The organism is Candidatus Melainabacteria bacterium (assembly GCA_003963305.1).
In the GTDB taxonomy this organism is placed as follows: Bacteria; Cyanobacteriota; Vampirovibrionia; order Obscuribacterales; family Obscuribacteraceae; genus PALSA-1081.
The window spans coordinates 108340-123842 of sequence record RXJR01000027.1; the positions used below are offsets into that span (position 1 = coordinate 108340).

Here is a 15503-nt window from a genome sequence, read left to right on the forward strand (position 1 = left end):
ACAGATTCTCAGTTAACGCCGCCGGCAGAAGCCAGCCCAGACTTGCGGTATGCCATCTCTATTTTATTATGAGCATCGGAAAGTCCGGGGTTCAGAACAAGCGCACGCTTAAACTCTCTAATTGAATTGGAATAATCCTTGAGGTTGTAGAGCGCCAGACCGAGCCCATAGTGAGATGACGCCAGATCTGGTGCCAGAGTGAGAGCAGTCTGAAATTCCTGAACAGCCTGTTTGTAGTTGCCCGACAGGGACAATAAAGTGCCCAGATGATTGTGAGCCATCGGCGCCTTAGGATTGGCTGCCACTGCCTTCTTGAACGCTTCTTCGGCAGGACCGTAGCGCCCCGTGCCAGCATATATGGTGCCGAGATTGAAGGCGGCTTCGGCATCTTTTGGATTCAGAGAAAGAGCAGTTTGAAATTCAGCCTGTGCGTGCGAACCATCGCCTTCGGCTTGATAAGCCAGCCCGAGAGCATTGTGAGTGGAACTGTGGTCGGGTTCAAGGCGTGTAGCCACTTCCAACTCCTGCACCGCAAGATATGAATTGTTGACGAAAAGCGCTGCCAGTCCCAGCTTCTCGTGGGCTATGGCAGACTGCGGCTCGGCAGCGATGACGTTGCGGTATTCCTGCATGGCTTCAGGAATGCGATGTGCCTGCATCAGAGCTTGAGCGCGAGCCAGACTGGCCAGAGTTTTCTGATTCAATCGATGGTCTGTAGTTGTCGGTGCAACTGCGACGGGTACTGATTTTTTACTCAGACCTGATCCGAAAGCAATGTCTTTGTTGAGCGAATCCAGCTCGGCAACGACTTTCTCATGTTGCCCCAGTTCGCCATAGACACGAGCCAACGAACTGTGCGCTGCGGCAAGTTCGACATTCAATTTAGATACTTCAAGAACAGTACTTGCCGCTGCGGCCCGATCACCTTTGGCCCGCAATTCCTTCTCTTGTGCGTTCAAAAGCAGAATCTGAGAACGTGACGATTCCACCGCTTTCTCGAAATGATTGACTGCGGACGTGAAATCACCCATGCCTGCATAGATGAGGGCAACGCGATTGTGCAAAGAGGGGTCGCTCGGCGTTTTGTTTATCTGGTCGAGCAGCTGGTCTGAGGCCTGGTCGAGAGATTTCAGATCTTGCCCGGCACTCGAGTGCGAGCTCGGAGGCGCGAGTGTGCCCATCACTACTGGCACAAGATTATTGACGGCTCGATTCGCGTCTTCTGCCAGCTGCGTCAGGCTCGGCAAGGGCGGGCAGTGCACACCCATTGTGGCAAACGGAATCACCGGTAACGAAACAAGTACGAGGGCGCCACAAAGCAGCATGAGAAGCCGCATTGTACGTCGGCTCTTCGGTAGAGGTGCTGCTAGATCAGTATTCGTTGTCAACTGACTCTTGGTCGCCTGATTATGATGAAGTGATTTTAGACTAATTGTGGCTCAAGCCAGAGTCAATGCGGGAATTACTAATGACACTCGCAATCGTTACGCGGCGACCGCAAAACCCTGGTAACCAGGCAGCCATTGTTACATTCGCTTGAGGCTATGGACCGAGACCGGAGGCTATGGACCGGAGGCTATGGACAAAAGACCGGAATGGAGCCGACCTGCCTACCTGGCTTTGTAATACAAGATGATCACACCGAGGGTACCGATCACAAGGTTCGGCAACCAGGCTGCAACTAGTGGGTCCAAACGACCGGCTTCACCGAGGGCGCCGGAGCTTGACTGCAACACATAGTAGAGAAACACGATACCGGCTGAATAAATCAAACCGAGGTTACTGCGTGACCTTCTTCCCAAAAGTCCAAGCGGCGCGCCCGCGAGAGCTACGATCAGGCAAGCTAACGGCTGTGAGAACTTCTGATTGAAGCGCACGAGCAGGTCGTTTGTAACCGCATTCGAGTGTTCCAGAATCTTGATGTAATTCCACAGCTCGATCATGTTCATGTCTTTGGGCGAAACCTTTCCGGTTTCCAGCGCAGCTTGAGCGTTCTTTACGCCCGGCAAAACCAACTTTTCAAACTGCAAAATACGCGTGATATCGCTGCTGCCCGAGAGCACATACGTTCTCCCTTTCTCCAGGGTCCACTCGCCATGATTGAACATACCGGAGGCGGCGCTGATGATCTGCACAAGTTTGTCTCTGGTGAAATCCAGAATGATGACGTTGAAAATCGACTTTCCGTTGTAATAACCGATGTAGAAAATGCGATCGAGAGTCAGATCTTTACCGCGCTCCATGTAAGTGAAGTTAGCCTGCCCGGTGGGCAACTCACTTTTGTACAGGGCGAGAAACTCGAGCTTCTTGGATGTGCGGTTCGCCACCGGCACGATACCTTCATTGATACCAAAGCTGATAAAGCTCGTGATCAAACCGAACATCAAAGGTGCCACCATGATGCGATAAAAGCTGATGCCGCTTGTACGCAAGGCAATGATTTCAGAGTCACTACTCAAGCGATTGAATACAATCAAAGTTCCGAGCAACACACCAATAGGGATGGTCAAAACGATGATTTCAGGCAAGTGCAGCCCCAGAATGGCAAACGCCATATTCCATGGCACACCGGATCTCATGATCAAATTGAAGATGGTCTTCAACTGGTCGGCGCCGAAATAGACACCAGTGACGATACCAATACCGAACAGCAACGGTTGCCAAAATTCGTTGGCAATATAGCGGTCCAGCATTTTCGTGCCGAAAGTAAGGCTCATCATAGTGAGAAGTCCTCGCCGAGATATTGTTTGCGGGCAACTGGACTGTCAGCTACTTCTCGTGATGTTCCTTGCACGAGGATTTTGCCATGGTCGATCAGATAAGCACGGTCGCAAATTTTCAGTGTCGCTCTTGGGTTGTGGTCAGTCAGCAGTACGCCGAGGTTCCACTGGTCTCGTACACGACGAATCAAACCTTGAATGTCCGCGATAGAGATCGGGTCAACTCCAGTGAATGGTTCGTCCAACAAGATAAATTCAGGTTCTGTAGCCAAACAGCGAGCCAATTCCAGACGTCTTCGCTCACCTCCTGAAAGTTGCACTGCAATCACATTTTCCAGGTGATCGAGTCCGAACTGTTCAAGCAAAGCCTTACTGCGTCTGTCTTGCTCGGCACGTTTTATGCCTTGCATCTCCAAAATCAAACGCATATTGTCTGAGACAGAAAGTTTTCGGAAAATAGAGTTTTCTTGCGGCAGATAAGCAAGTCCCATCCGGCTTCGCTGATGGATAGGCATTCTTGTTAGATCTTTGTCTTCCAGCTTGATGCTGCCTTTCTCAGGCACGACCAGACCCAGCACCATGTCGAATGAAGTTGTTTTACCGGCACCGTTTCTGCCCAGGAGTCCAACGACTTCCCCGCGCTGCACGTAGAAGCTGACGCCGTCAACTACGCGCCGTCCGCCATAGCTCTTTTGCAGACTGTCGATGTATAGAGTTTTGTTTTTCGTGTTTACTTCCGGCTCGATTTGCGCAGAGCGTCCGGCATGAAAGGTCGGCATTGTTATTCGGTGGCCTCGATTTTACTTGCACTCAATTTCGAGTTTGGTGATGCCGAAACTTGACTTTTGTTACCGGCTAGACTGCCGGCTGAAGCCGGCGATACAGCAGGAGCTGCTGGTGATGGAACCGCTTGAGTCGGAACCGCTGAAGGAATTGATGGTGTCAACTTGAGGGGCTCGCGCTTGCCTCCGAGGCTGCCTGGCATACGAGCTTGTGACTGACCTGAACTTTGCAGAATGTATGCTCGTGTATTTCCTTGAGCGAGCACCTTACGATCGTTTACCATCATCGTGATTTTGTCGCCGATCCAGCGCTTACCAGGCTGAATGATCTGCGAGCGTCCCGTGAATATCAACTTTTCTGCCTGACCGTCGATGTTACGAACCAGCACAACGTTTTGACCGACACCGGTCGTATCACCGTAACGCACTTTGACGTTGCCCTGCGCGGCCATTCGTCCAGTGTCTTTACTGTAGTCTTGCGCATCAGAGTCGATGTACATCGGCTCGCCTTCTTTGTTATCAGGGTCGAAGCTGAATCCTTTGCTGCTACCAGATTTGGTGCCATCGGCAAGCTTAGATTTGTCGCCACCAGCCGCACCAGGTCTTGAAAAAGTTGAAACTTTGGCGTTATCCGCCAGTTTGCTATTTTCATCGCTGTACTTGGCGCTGCTATCAGTGAAGGCTGTAGTGTCGCCTGATCTGGCAGTCTTGCCTGCTGCTTGACTGCCTGCGTCAGGGCCCCCTTTTTTAGGTCCATCCCCTTTCTTCTGGATGACCTTCGATCTTACGTTTCCTGTTGCCTGTAGCCTTTGCGTTGCCAGGAAGTATGTCATTGTGTCCGCTTGCGTATTGTTCTCGTTCTGCGTGGCGGAGACATGCCCTGTAAACAGCGCCGACTCTGGTTTCGCGTCGGCCCCGTAAACTAACTGCAGCCGGTCCGACACCACTCGTATGTCCCCGTGCCTTACATGCACGTCACCTCGCGCCTCGAACCGCCCCGTGGCGCGATTGTATTCCTGATAACGAGAGTCTGTAATGATCTTCTCGGGTGGACCTTTGGCAGCAGGGTCTTTCTTAGCTACCTTTGTTTCGGACTTTGCCTGTCCGGCAGAAGAAGTGGGCGGCGGTGCCATCAACTGTTCGGTGGTAGGAGTAGCAGCGTCTCCCGGACGAGCATCACCGTAATCATCGTCGGCAGCTGTATGCGGCACGATGGGCGACTTAACACCTGGTTTTGCGGCCACTTCAGGAGCAGGCGCTGCCTTGGCAGTGGCTTTTGCGGCAGCGTCGTTAGCTGCATCACCCTGTTTGGTCGGCCAGTTGATTTGACCAGATTTGCCCATGCCGGGATTGCTCTTAGAAGCCAACTTAGTAGTCTTTTGAGCAGGCTTGGTCGTCGTCTTACCAAAACCAGGTGTACTCAAATCTTCTTCAGGCATTTCGGCAGGACCATCCATCGGTCCGCCCAGAGGTGCATTCTCGAGCACTTCAGAGTGAGCATGTCCATCAGCAATAATTTTCTGGGAAGCGATTTCGAAAATCAAAACGTCGGAATCAATTCTGTTTGCACCCTGTGTCAGATGCGGATGCCCTGTAAATACAGCTTTCTGCGGGCTGCCACCGGCATCGCGATATAGTGTCGCCATCGGTGCCACAACGACGCTATCCTTATAGGTGACTCGAACACGCCCGCGAGCGACCACGTGTCCTTCGCCAAATTCCTGTTCGTCAGCTTTGATATCGATCGGTCCGCCGGCTCCCATCATTCCCTGCTGCTGGGCAAACGCGCCGACAGGCTGCAAGAACAAAGCAAACAAGGCGATGGAAGCCATCGTTTTGTTTTTGTTACCAGCACTAATGGTTTTGAGAACCAAGTAAAACCTGCCTTCTACATGTGGCCCATGAATGAATGGGTATTGCCTACGATTTTGATTTTTTCCAGCTGAGCGCCCTTATCGAGGTGTCCGACAGCGTTGTCGCCTGTCACCTTGGCTACCCCAGGCCACAAGATATTAACACCACCCATGGCCCGAAAAGAGTTGTCTTTAGTTAATTCCACTTTACTGGCTTCCATTCTGGATTTGCCTTCTTCGCCTTCGCAAATTACGTGGTTCTTATCATCGGACTGAAGCTGCACCAGACGTGTGCTTTCGTTGGCCCAACCGAGAGGAGCAGACATTCGCATCTTCAATTTCGGTCCATCGAAGTATTCAACCTTAACTTCAGAAAGCGCAACATCTTTAGTCTCAGCCTGCATCTTGCCGCTCTTTGCTTGCAAGTGCCATTTGACTGTATTTGCATCATCGACTTCCTTCAGCTCATAGTTTGTGACAGTAGTGGCTGTTTGGTCGGGGTGTGCGTTCTTTTCTTCTTTGAAGTCTTTTACGGCCACTTCTGCCATCTTCTGTGCAGAAACCCAGAAGTAGATAAGCAGGGACGGAATTGCCAGCGCAACGACGAATTTCAAGATTCCGCGAATTTTGTCACGCATCTAACAGATATCCGATAAATAGACTTTTTGTGCCGGATTTAGAAGCACAGATACTAGTTTCCCACAGCTCGTAAGGCGATCGCTCTTGAAATATTATTCAAACACTCTTTCAGGTTTCCTTGCTTGAGATAACCCTCTCCAAGGAAGAAGTAAGGCGCCGGGTTCTGCGGTGCCTGCTTCTGACAGGCGCGCCAGACATTCATGGAGTCTTCCAGATTACCTGTAAATTCAGCAGCCAGATGAGCGCGATAAACTCTAGCCCAGACGTCATCGGGGGTGCGAGCGAGCAAATCATCGAGATTTTTCAGAGCCAACTCATAATATTGCTTAATCTGCGGCACCACAGATGGTGAAGCTAGTTCCAGCGCACCCTTAATGTGTGGCAGTTGCGAAGCTGGCAGAGCTCCAGGAGCACTGGCAACTTTATTTGCCAGCTGCGGCGAGAGCATGCCCAGAACCTGACCGGCCTGCGCATTGTTCATCCAGTTTTGCTTCAAAGCTGCTTGCGGCGATGCCGGGCTGTTCTCGGAAACAGCAGGCACATTGGGATTAGCAGGATTTTTCTTGGCCAGCAAATAAGCCTTCATGTAATAAGCCCACGCCAAGCCATATCTGACACGATTATCATCTGGATAAGACTTGAGCATCTCTTCGTAACTGGAAATCATTTTGTCGAAATAAACAGCACCACCTGAGGCTTCTGCCAGGCGACGAGCGCGGCGCACCTCTTTCAAGGCATCTTCGACACGACTGGTGCGGCTCATTGCCACAGCCAGGATGAACGATGCTTCAGCACTGTCTGGATAAGCCAGCGCCTGCTGCCGCGCCAATTCAACGTTGTCTGTGGGAACCAGATCTTCGGCTGCCATATTCAATGAAAGAGGTTGCCCCGGCTTCAGCAAAACTTTGGACGACGTATCAGCAGTCGGCGCGATCACCGCAGATGGTGAGGCAGCAGCCTGAACAGCGGCTGAAGGGTCTGAAGCAGAACCGGTAACTTTAGTGTCGACAGCCTTCTGCTCAATCTTCTGCGCAGTCGTAGAGTCAGCCTTCGGGTCAGTTTTCAGATCATCGGCTCGAGCAGTGAGCATTGAACCACTCACCATCGACAGCGCACAAGACAAGAGCGTAGCCTGGTGCAGACGTGATACCAAACTGTTTCTATTCATATGATTTATCCAGTCCCATTAGATGTCTGTAATGTGCGTCCTGCATAGCGGTCTGGTCGCGCACAAAAAGAATCTCTCAACAACCGCTTGATCATAACAGACGACAAGAGGTTGCCAATGGACCCCAAAGTTGCATGAAAAAAATTTGGCCAAAAAATTTACTGCGAAGCCCGTTTATTGGACATTCTGCCGTTAAGAATTATTGGCAAAACTTCATCCAGACCTTTGACGATGTGCTTCGGTTGCGACATGGCAAGAATTTCAGTTGTATGAATGCCTGTCGTAACGCCGATCGCATCTACATCTGCCCCGCGAGCCATATCAAGATCATAAGTGCTATCGCCAATCACGACCGCATCAGCAGCCTGGGTGCCCATCTTCTGCAAAGTCAAATGAACAGACTCAGGGTGCGGTTTGTGGTTTTGAACGTCCTGGGCACCCACAATCAAACTAAAAAAGTGGCTGAGGTCGTGATGATCCAGCACTGTTTCAATCAGATGCCTGCGTTTTGACGATGCGATAGTGATTTTTACATCGGACGCTTTTAAAGTTTCGAGCATCGGAATCAGATGCGGAAATAAAGGACACAGCTCGATTGTCTTGCTGTCGTAAATTTCTCGATAGCGCGTTGCTACTTCCAGCCAATATTCTTCGCTATGATCAGGAAAAATAATTTCCATCTGACGCATCAACGGCACTCCGATCAGCTGTTGCCATTCCTTGTAGATGTCGTCGCTGAGATTGTACTCGTCGACGCAATTCTTCATGACATCAACTATGCCAGGGGCTGAATCGACAAGGGTTCCATCAAAATCGAAGATTGCCAGTTTGTACAAGTTTAGACGCTCACCTTGCCATTCGATTCGATAAGCGCGAAGAATCTCTCGAACAGATAATTGGAATCATGAGGACCGGGGTTCGCTTCAGGGTGATACTGAACGCAGAAAATCGGCAGGGTCTTATGACGGAACCCTTCACAGCTGTTGTCGTTCAAATTGATGTGAGTCAACTCGAGATCTGCAGGCAAAGACTCTGCATCAACAGCGAAACCGTGATTCTGACAGGTGATTTCGATTTTGCCTGTCTGCAAATCTTTAACAGGTTGATTGCCACCACGGTGACCGAACTTCAACTTGTATGTCTTGGCTCCAAGAGCCAGTGACAGGAGTTGATGGCCAAGACAAATTCCAAAAATAGGCATCTTGGTGGCGATAAGCTTTTTCAATTCGACAATGATGTCTTTGCAGGCAGCCGGATCACCAGGACCGTTGGAAAGAAACAGCGCATCCGGCTTATCAGCGAGGATTTCCTCAGCTTTGGTGTGGGCTGGATAGACTATCAGTGACAAATTTCGCAAAGCCAACTGGCGCAAAATATTTGCCTTGATACCGAAATCCATCACTGCGACAGTGTACTTTCCGTTGCCCATGCGATATTTCTCAGTCGCCGTTACTTCTTGAGTGAAGTCGGCACCAGTCATCTCAGGCGAGTTCTGAGCAACTTTTACGAGTTCAGTTTCATCAAGAATTACAGTCGAGAGAGCACAGCGCATGGCGCCCTTGTCACGAATGCGCCGCGTGATCGATCGCGTATCGACATCGCTGATACCAATAATATTGTGCTTGAGCAGATACTCGTGAAGCGACTCCGATGCCCGCCAGGAGCTATGCTGGCGGCTCAAGTGACGCACTACCAGCCCGCGGGCATATATCTTCTTCGACTGCGTTTCGACATCTTCGTCGTTGGTACCGTAGTTACCAATCTCTGTATAAGTCAGGGTGACAATCTGACCGGCGTAGCTGGCGTCAGTCATGATTTCTTGATAACCAATCATGCTCGTGTTGAAGACCAACTCACCTGTTGAGGTTCCTTCCGCACCAAACGCGTGCCCTTTGTAACACTTGCCGTCTTCCAGAGCCAGCAAACACGGCTTGCCGGCAGGAATCACAGATTGCTTTTTGTCGTGGGAGCCGTTCGTCGCGCTCAAGTCTTCTTCCTCTTGTGAAACCTAATCTTACCGAAAAACTCTTCCGAATTTAGTCTTTCTGCCAGTTTACATAAGTCTATTGCAACGATTCTCGACAATTCGACCAGCTGCGTATGCTTTCAAGTGATTGGAGACTTTTAACTATAGGCTCTACAGGTACCGAAAAGTGGCCAGGATGCCACTTTGCCAGGACGCCATGAGGTAAAACCTCGATTCGCACGTTACTTTATTTATTTGCTAACTATTCGATTTAGCAATCAAAGCTTTTCAGCTCGGTAGAATTGAGGCGCAAGTACCTGGGGTAACCTCTTCACATGAATGCTGGAATGCAAATCTACGCTGACGCCATAAAAATGCTATGGCCAGAGATTTTCGTCGTCATTGCGATCCTACTCACATCGGTCTGGAATTTATTCATGCCGAAGGCGAAAGAATGGACGCCGGTCTGGGCAATGATGGGTCTTGGTGCCGCCTTTACTACTCTCTTTCTTCAATTTTTCGACAAGCCGACAATTCTCTTCAACGGCTTATTTACTGTTGACAAACTGACCGTCACATTCGGTTTGATTGTTACCCTCGTGGGTGTCGTCGTTGTCCTGATGACGATGGGCTATGAGCATCACCTGGGACGGAACCGCGGTGAGTTCTATTCGATCCTTCTTACAGCGATACTGGCCGTACTCCTGCTTGCCGGTGCGACAGATCTGATTATGTTGTTTGTTGGGCTGGAAACGCTGAGTATTTGCTGCGTTCTCCTGGCCGGCTTCAATAAATTCGACGTCAAAAGCAGCGAGGCTTCACTTAAATACCTTCTCTCGACGGCTGCCACCACAGCCACTTTGCTCTACGGTCTATCGTTTGTATATGGTTTGACCGACGCCACATCCTATTCTGTGATTGCAGAAAAGATGGCTCTAATGGCGGTGCCTCCAACTTCCTTGATTCGTATCTTCGTTCTCGTGCTCTTGCTCAGTGCCGTTGGCTTCAAGCTTTCCGCCGTGCCGTTCCACATGTGGACACCAGACGTATACGAAGGTGCACCTACACCAGTCACAGCCTTCCTTTCTATAGGTTCCAAGGCGGGCGGCTTCGTTATTGCTTTGCGCCTTTTGTTCATGGTCTTTGGAAAGTCGGCGCCTGATTGGACCATCCTCCTGACGGCTCTGGCAATACTTTCAATGATCATGGGTAACCTGATTGCTCTGGCTCAGACGTCAGTCAAACGTATGCTGGCGTACTCGTCTATCGCTCACGTCGGCTACATTCTGATCGGCATGATCTCAGGCACGCAGCAAGGTCTTGCCGCCATGATGTTCTACATCATCGTTTACGGTTTCATGAACCTCGGAGCTTTCGCCGGTGCCATCCTATTTGCCAATGAGACGGGCAGCGACAACATTGACGACTTTGCCGGACTGATCAAAAAGCGTCCTTACCTGGCGCTACTGATGAGTGTCTGCTTGCTCAATCTGGCAGGCTTGCCAATTCCACCAGCCGGATTTTTCGCCAAACTGTTCATCTTCGGTGCCGGTATCCAGATGCCACTTATACTCGGAACTACTCCGATCGGATGGATTCTTGTCAGCGTCGCACTCGTCACTTCGATTCCTGCGGTCTATTACTACACCCGCGTCGTAATCAAGATGATCGTTGCCGACCCTTCTCCCAAGGTGGTGGCGATGGGCGATCAGCGTCCATTCTTCGACAGCCCGCAATCAATGGTCTTCCTGGCGTTGTGGTTGTGTATCGGTGTCATTTTCATGACAGGTACGGTTGTTGTCGACCCGGTTATGAATATTTCGAGAGACGCAATAGCGCCTTTGCTGGCAACGCCTGAATCAAGGACAAACCCGCCGGTAGGAATGTTGCCCAACACCGTCCACTAGAAATGACTTCAACACCTGAGTCGACGCTCTCATCGACAACATCTGGAATGTAGTCATGAAAGCATCGATTGGCCAAAATCTTCTGCTCAAATGCGCGTCCAATCGAAAACTGGCGGCTTTCCTCTTATTGCTCTTGTTACTGGTGCCACTCGGTGCATTTTATGGCGCCATACTGCTTGGCGAAAAGGTGTTCCACATAGCAGACCACACTTATTACTTCGAGCCGTTCACTAAATTCATCAGCAGTACGCTGGCATCACACCGATTGCCTCTATGGAACCCCTACTTATACTGCGGCATGCCACAAATAGCAGTGCCGTCACCCGGCATGTTCTTCCCGCCCAACCTGCTTTTTATCTGGCTGCCCTACAGCAAAGCACTCTCGCTGATAATTGCGCTCAGTCAACTCGCCATGGCCCTCGGCACATTTTTGCTGGTAGCAAGTTTTGGCTGGGGTCTTACAGCCGCCACCGTCGCCGGTATCACAATCAGCCTCTGCGGCTACATGTTTTCACTGGAGAATAATTACACTCTCGTAGCGGCAGCAGCCTGGGCACCACTGATGATCTGGTCAAGCCGCGAGATCATGACTGACCTATCCAAAAGTAAACGCCCATATTTTGCCGCAGCAATCTTGATCATATCGACGTTCCTGTCCATTTCCGCCGGGCGCCCCGAAGTCTTTGTACCAGCATGCTTTATCACCGTGCTGGTTTGCCTGCGCGATGCCTGGATTTGCCACCGTCGCAAACAGCGCATATTGCCGGCCCTCGCCTGGCAATACGGCTCTATGTTTGTCGGAATACTACTGAGTATGCCCATTCTCTTGCCGACCATCGAATGGGTGAGACTCTCGCCCCGAGCCAATGGTCTTAACTTGAGTCAGACCTTTATGTGGAGCGTCAATTGGTACGACCTGATGGGTATTGTTTTTGCCTATCCATTCGGAGACTTACAGCGTGTAGGCGTAAGACATTTGAGTCTTGTGGCGACACGGCCGGTATTCCTTCCCTTTGTCCAATCCTGTTACATAGGACCAATCGCCTGGACGTGTGCGATCTGGGGAATGTTCGACAAAACATGGAAGGGTCGCAGAGTGCTCCTCATATATGCCAGCTGCGTCTTGATTCTCTGTTTAGGCGAATACACACCAGTTGCGCCTGCACTGATGCAGACATTTCCGGCACTGACAGCTTTTCGCTTTCCGATCAAATGGATGATCTTTTTCCTCCTGGCTCTGGCAATTGCCGCCGCTCGTGGTGCATCAAATCTGGTGCGGAGTAAAATTGATCCTGTCGGGCGAAAAGTTGCCGTTACCTTCTGGGTGATTTCATTCATAGCAGCAACTACTTTTATCACTCTCTCTATGAGAGATATTCCGCTGAATATAGCGAAACCGCCGCTGCCAGTAGACGCCGAACTTTTGCTGGGAGTGTCGCTTTTGTTGGGAGCAATGTATGGTTCCTGTGCATGCGGGCTGGAATGGCTTCGAAGTATCAACAGAATTTCTGCCTTCAAAGCCGCGATAATATTTCCATGCTTAATCGCAGTGAGCCTGATAATTCCAGCCTGCAAATTTCAGCAAGTCACGACAAGTCCTGAGTATTTTGAAACCAGCCCCGTGTTGCGCGGATATCTGGACCAGGCTAAAAACAACCTGAATCAACAGAATAAAAAGCAATCAGGAGATGGACGGTTTTTAGCACTGTATTTTGATCCACTCTGGGTTCCCGTGCGTTACCGCACCAGCTTTGACCCCGACTGGAAGACAGACTACGACGCACATTATACGACTGCTTATTCTGAATACACGCGCCAGTTGTTATTGCCGAATACAAACATGGACCAAAAGGTACCCGAAACTTTCGGCTACGAAGCAGCCGAAACTGGTCCGTACCGACAGCTGTTTTTTGACATTCTTCACCAGTGCTCCGTGTGCATGCCTGGTAATCGAGCTTCAGATCGACCAGCTGATACTCGACATTACAGCGACGTGCCTTTGCTGAGGTTCTGTCAAAGCACCGGCACCAGTTGGATTGGCACCCAGAGCTACAAGGGACCCGACAAAGTATCGCTTCTGGACTCGCGCTTCTTCACTTTGATGAAGGAAGACAAAGAGAAGAATGTTCGTCTCTTCCACGTCAAATATCCGCTTCCTCGGGCATATCTGTCACGATACTGGATGTGGTGCGACGAACAAAAACCGATATTGGAAAAAATTCGCAACGCCGATTCATCTCAATTTAACCCGGCTGTCACAACCATGATTGAGCGTAATACCACATCTGGTGTTTCAGACATAAAAGGAACAGACCGCGACTTCGGACCGAAACTGGCTACGCCACCCGAACAATCACCGACGCTACCGCCGGAAACAGAGCACACGTCGTTTTCAGATCGCGATCCATTTATCGATACGTTCCCTGTGACGATTATGACCGACGAGCCGGAACACCTTTCAATGTCTGTAAAACCAGATCGAGACTGCTTTCTGGTTTTGACCGACCACTTTTATCCGGGCTGGCAAGCCTCTATAGATGGTGCCAAACGCCCCTGCTATCGGGTTAATGCTGAAGGAAGGGCGGTTTACGTTCCAGCTGGACCACACCTGATTGAATTCACTTACTTTCCAGACAGCCTGGTCCTCGGATTTCAGCTTGCCGCCGCCGGGCTTGTCATTCTCATCTTTCTCATTGCAGCAGGGCTGAGACCGCGCCTGTGGCGCTTTTTGAAGTTTCTTGCCGGTCAGGAATAGTCAGCATTTACATTAGTCGCCAGGATGCTAGACTAATAATCTGCGCGCATGAAACATGCCCTCGTAGTTCAGTTGGATAGAACACCTCCGTCCTAAGGAGGGTGTCGGGAGTTCGAGTCTCTCCGAGGGTGCACTTTACAAATAAAACAGGGACAGGCTAAATCAGCGCCCCTACATAGCCCCTACTTTAAGACTGAGCCCATGCCGCGAGCATAAGTGTCAACATGTCTCGAATCTGCAAATGGATGCTTTTGTCTCTGAGTTTGCAGTTTGTCGTTGCTTGCAGTTCAGTTCCTACCGACATTCCTGCGTCAAAAGACTTCGGCATATTTTTAACGCGCGACCTCAACTCGTACTTTCAAGCCAGGCTTGGCAGCGAAGTAGAAGCACAGTATGAGCTTCTCAGGGCAGTTCCTACAATAGTTGGTACTGCCTTTCCTAAATATTATGCATGGGTAGAAGTTTTTAGTCACAAGAAATTAGTAAAACAGGGAGCTGTAAGATTAGCCGCGATCAGCGGAAAAAAATTTGAAGTGACCGATTACATTGATCAGCAAGAAATCCTTACCCGCCCGGAATCAGTTTCTCTGGTGTTTCCAAAAGCGTTGTGTGATGCAATCATTTTAAAGGCAAATGTTAAAAGTAGACTAACTGGCTTCAGAAAGCCTTAGATTGAGAAATTACGTGACTCGAGATAATCGTGTTATTTGCTTTCATAGCATGATCGATGGTCATGACCCTAATAGAGATAAAACCAAAGTATTTGATCTAATTACCTTCCGCAGAGTTGAGCAATGAAACGTCTTGAGATTCGGGCAGTTTCACCTTGTTTGCCGACTGACATAGTTCAGGAGATTAACGGCCGACATGAGTCCCTCGTAAGGCAAATCGATATAGATTTCGTAGAGACAGGTTTTTACGCTCGGACAAAATTCAGGACGTTAAGGCTGACGCAGAAACTGTTAGATGTCACTGAACCAGAACTTACCATACAGGATGAGTCCGCAGATGATGTCCTTCACGTTATTTCAGTAATCCCAGTTTCGGATTTTGAAAAAGACGAGCTTTGGATTGGATTTGAGTACGTAAAGGAGCGAGCTGTACAAGCGCTCGCGCAGGTAGCAGAGAATTTTGACCTAAATGCACGATCTCTTTCAATTCGGAGCTTTCAAATTAGAGGAGCCGTACAAGCTAGTATAATTGGCAGATCTCTGCCAGAGGAACCAGTTTCTACGAAACCCTATCACTCAAACTTACCTGATTTGATTCCAGTAAAGCGGTTTGACATCGAATGTAGTGGAACGAAATACATCGGAAAATATGCGCACGGAAATCAATTTTGGGCTCAAGTGGTAGCTACTTTTCGAAACCCGATCGCCGCGCAATTAGGAGCTGATGCCGTCAATGATTGGAGGTCAAGAAAATGTTGGTATGCAATTCTGCATAAGTTCGACGCTCAAGGGAATCACTTAGGGACCGATTATAGATTCACCGGAACGACGGCTGATGATGAGGCCGTTGCTTTTGAAGAAGCTATAAGGCATATGAATAGGTCCATCAGCGCATTGGGTCGAGTCAAGTTTGGAGACATTGCCATTCGGCTGTTCAAAATTGAAATTGACGGAAGCGTTGTGAATTTCGCGCCAGGGCGACCACCCGCAACGAGAACAGGCGGCCATCGAGAACACACTTGACGGCCACTCACATCGGTAA

At 49.9% G+C, this 15503-nt stretch carries 12 protein-coding genes and 1 tRNA gene; 5 read left to right on the forward strand and 8 right to left on the reverse strand.

Annotated elements, in window-relative coordinates:
- Nucleotides 1-8: 8 nt before the first annotated feature.
- The 8 genes from EKK48_25090 to EKK48_25125 form a co-directional block, all read right to left on the reverse strand.
- A complete protein-coding gene (locus EKK48_25090; protein RTL37008.1) occupies nt 9-1337 on the reverse strand; it encodes a tetratricopeptide repeat protein in 1329 nt (442 codons plus the stop codon).
- Between the two features lie 273 nt (nt 1338-1610).
- Nucleotides 1611-2720, reverse strand: a complete 1110-nt coding sequence (locus EKK48_25095) for a YjgP/YjgQ family permease (GenBank protein ID RTL37009.1) — start codon at nt 2718-2720, stop codon at nt 1611-1613.
- Nucleotides 2717-3499 carry an LPS export ABC transporter ATP-binding protein gene (gene lptB, locus EKK48_25100; protein ID RTL37010.1) on the reverse strand — a complete coding sequence of 261 codons (783 nt, stop codon included), beginning with the start codon at nt 3497-3499 and terminating at the stop codon, nt 2717-2719. Before lptB ends, EKK48_25095 begins: the two co-directional genes overlap by 4 nt.
- Before the next feature lie 2 nt (nt 3500-3501).
- Nucleotides 3502-5376: a hypothetical protein gene (locus EKK48_25105; GenBank protein RTL37011.1), complete on the reverse strand. Its 1875-nt coding sequence runs from the start codon at nt 5374-5376 to the stop codon at nt 3502-3504.
- A 14-nt stretch (nt 5377-5390) separates the two neighbouring features.
- A complete protein-coding gene (locus EKK48_25110; protein RTL37012.1) occupies nt 5391-5993 on the reverse strand; it encodes a hypothetical protein in 603 nt (200 codons plus the stop codon).
- Between the two features lie 53 nt (nt 5994-6046).
- Complete coding sequence (locus EKK48_25115; protein RTL37013.1) at nt 6047-7162, reverse strand: hypothetical protein; 1116 nt, start codon at nt 7160-7162, stop codon at nt 6047-6049.
- Nucleotides 7163-7320: 158 nt separating this feature from the next.
- Nucleotides 7321-8043 (reverse strand): HAD family hydrolase, encoded by a 723-nt coding sequence (locus tag EKK48_25120; protein RTL37014.1) that lies wholly within the window; start codon nt 8041-8043, stop codon nt 7321-7323.
- Nucleotides 8001-9110: a carbamoyl-phosphate synthase small subunit gene (locus tag EKK48_25125; GenBank protein ID RTL37021.1), complete on the reverse strand. Its 1110-nt coding sequence runs from the start codon at nt 9108-9110 to the stop codon at nt 8001-8003. The genes EKK48_25120 and EKK48_25125 overlap by 43 nt, the downstream gene beginning before the upstream one ends.
- 353 nt (nt 9111-9463) lie before the next feature.
- Here EKK48_25125 and nuoN point away from each other — a divergent pair, with 353 nt between their 5' ends.
- The 5 genes from nuoN to EKK48_25150 all read left to right on the forward strand — a co-directional run bounded on the left by nuoN (nt 9464) and on the right by EKK48_25150 (nt 15484).
- Nucleotides 9464-11035: an NADH-quinone oxidoreductase subunit NuoN gene (nuoN, locus tag EKK48_25130; GenBank protein ID RTL37015.1), complete on the forward strand. Its 1572-nt coding sequence runs from the start codon at nt 9464-9466 to the stop codon at nt 11033-11035.
- A 55-nt stretch (nt 11036-11090) separates the two neighbouring features.
- A complete protein-coding gene (locus tag EKK48_25135) occupies nt 11091-13790 on the forward strand; it encodes a hypothetical protein (protein ID RTL37016.1) in 2700 nt (899 codons plus the stop codon).
- Between the two features lie 57 nt (nt 13791-13847).
- A tRNA-Arg gene (locus tag EKK48_25140) sits at nt 13848-13921 on the forward strand.
- Nucleotides 13922-14041: 120 nt separating this feature from the next.
- On the forward strand, nt 14042-14461 hold the full coding sequence (locus tag EKK48_25145) for a hypothetical protein (protein RTL37017.1): 420 nt from the start codon (nt 14042-14044) through the stop codon (nt 14459-14461).
- Between the two features lie 123 nt (nt 14462-14584).
- Entirely contained in the window at nt 14585-15484 is a 900-nt protein-coding gene (locus tag EKK48_25150; protein RTL37018.1) for a hypothetical protein, read from the forward strand.
- Nucleotides 15485-15503 lie beyond the last annotated feature (19 nt).

Excerpts from the sequence above, each read along its gene's own strand:
- EKK48_25090 (RTL37008.1), bottom strand. The coding sequence starts at position 1,337 with ATGCGGCTTCTCATGCTGCTTTGTGGCGCCCTCGTACTTGTTTCGTTA.
- EKK48_25095 (RTL37009.1), bottom strand. The coding sequence starts at position 2,720 with ATGATGAGCCTTACTTTCGGCACGAAAATGCTGGACCGCTATATTGCC.
- lptB (RTL37010.1), bottom strand. The coding sequence starts at position 3,499 with ATGCCGACCTTTCATGCCGGACGCTCTGCGCAAATCGAGCCGGAAGTA.
- EKK48_25110 (RTL37012.1), bottom strand. The coding sequence starts at position 5,993 with ATGCGTGACAAAATTCGCGGAATCTTGAAATTCGTCGTTGCGCTGGCA.
- EKK48_25115 (RTL37013.1), bottom strand. The coding sequence starts at position 7,162 with ATGAATAGAAACAGTTTGGTATCACGTCTGCACCAGGCTACGCTCTTG.
- nuoN (RTL37015.1), top strand. The coding sequence starts at position 9,464 with ATGAATGCTGGAATGCAAATCTACGCTGACGCCATAAAAATGCTATGG.
- EKK48_25135 (RTL37016.1), top strand. The coding sequence starts at position 11,091 with ATGAAAGCATCGATTGGCCAAAATCTTCTGCTCAAATGCGCGTCCAAT.
- EKK48_25150 (RTL37018.1), top strand. The coding sequence starts at position 14,585 with ATGAAACGTCTTGAGATTCGGGCAGTTTCACCTTGTTTGCCGACTGAC.